Here is a 1,683-nt window from a genome sequence, read left to right on the forward strand (position 1 = left end):
AGAACCTGTTCTGAAGTCGCCCCGTGACTCTGCTGCCGGCTTGACGCCGTAGGTCGCCGAGGTAGCTGCAGCCGGGACGCCACCGCCAGGGACGGCCAAGGGGCACTTCGCAGACGGCGGTCCCCTATACATCCAGGCTGACGGGAAGCAATCATAATTTCAGGCAGGGACCACACGGGGGCAACATGCATCTCCCAGATCGGGCGATAACGTGATGAGAGCGGGGAAACTACATCGATGTAAGAATCATTCGGATGGAGTCTTCTCGATCTGCAGGAGCGAGGAGGAACAATAGTGGTCCTACCACTTCATGACCGCATACTCGACTCGATCGAAGCTTACTTCGGGCTGTCACCGCAGATGTTGACGCTATCTGTCGAGGTGTCGCAGCCCGAACTTGATCAGAGAGTCATCCGACTGTCGCTGAAGGCGGCACGCGAACGGGTTGCGGACCCCGCCGTGCCTGCCGGCATCAAAGATGCGATCTGGTCGGCACTTGTCCGCTTGGCGAGTGAGGCGAAGGATCCCTGGGACACCGCGGTCATCTGGATGATGGTGCCCGGCCTTCGCCGGATCTGCCGCCGGTGCCGTCGTTACGGCAGTCCGCTGGATTCCAGCGAACTTGAATCCGAGGCTGTCGCCGGATTCGTTGAGGTCCTCCACGTTGCCGACCCGAACAGGCCAGCACTCGGGAGCTGGCTCTGGTGGACCACCTATCGCCACGTTCAGGAGGCCAGCGCACGGGCTCGGGCCGAGACGCCCACAGCCGACATCGAACTGCTGGGAAGCCTCCGTGCTTACGGATATGACGACTCCACGTCGAGCCAGACGGTGGTCCGCCTGGTCAGAGACGACGTTCCGGTCGTCGACGAGAGTGCCGCCGCCGGAAGCGCCCTGGAAGGAGAAAGGCTGGGCGCTCTCGCGCACCGACTCGGGCTCGATAGGGCACTCCACCTTCCGGGAGGATCGACGGAGCGTGCGGCATGACCGGTCGGCGGCTGACCTTTCCAGAACTTTTCGACCTGCCGACCGTCGTGGATCTGACAACTGCGGCGCGGGCGGTAGGCGTCTCGATCAATACCGCGTACAAGCTGGTGCACGCCCAGCAATTCCCCTGCCCGGTTATGCGACTTGGCTGGCGTTATCAGGTGTCGACGGCCGGCTTGCTGCACGCCCTGGGGATTGACGAAAGCCGGGTCTGCCTTGACGACGTCCAGCGCGGCGCCTCGTTCGCCCGAAGCATCACGTAGGGGCGAATCCGAGGCCGAATTGAGCGGCGATCGCAGCACCAAGGCTGCCCCTGTCGCGTCCACGGTGCGTACGAGACGGACACATCCCAGCCCGGCCGTCGCGCGAGGCCTGCCCCGTCCGCGGCAGAACGATCGTCCCAGTGTTCACCGTGCCGCCGGTGATGGTCGGGCTGTCCGTGGGCCGGGCGGCCCGCGTCATTCGTCCGGCACGAGCCTCCGATCTCTGTGCGGGCCGGTTCTACTCGGCAATCCGCAGATCGGCCGGCCCCTCGGACCACCCGGGGAGGGTTCGAACCCGTGCACGATGCTGAGCGGCGAAACGCCTGGTTACGACCGTGCTCGTGCGGTTTCGTCAGGTCGAGGCCCGCGGAACGGCCTGGTCAGTGATATCGCTCACATGATCTGACCAGCAGCTTTAGAGTGACCGGCAATA

At 64.2% G+C, this 1,683-nt stretch carries 2 protein-coding genes; both read left to right on the forward strand.

Features of this window, described 5'->3' with window-relative positions; translation table 11 throughout:
• The first annotated feature begins 294 nt into the window (after positions 1-294).
• A complete protein-coding gene (locus MJ797_RS14465) occupies positions 295-987 on the forward strand; it encodes a hypothetical protein (RefSeq protein ID WP_239335034.1) in 693 nt (230 codons plus the stop codon).
• Positions 984-1,250, forward strand: a complete 267-nt coding sequence (locus tag MJ797_RS14470) for a DNA-binding protein (RefSeq protein WP_239335036.1) — start codon at positions 984-986, stop codon at positions 1,248-1,250. Before MJ797_RS14465 ends, MJ797_RS14470 begins: the two co-directional genes overlap by 4 nt.
• The last annotated feature ends 433 nt before the right edge of the window (positions 1,251-1,683 follow it).

This window comes from Protofrankia sp. CiP3, from assembly GCF_917627345.1.
Lineage (GTDB): Bacteria > Actinomycetota > Actinomycetes > Frankiales > Frankiaceae > Protofrankia.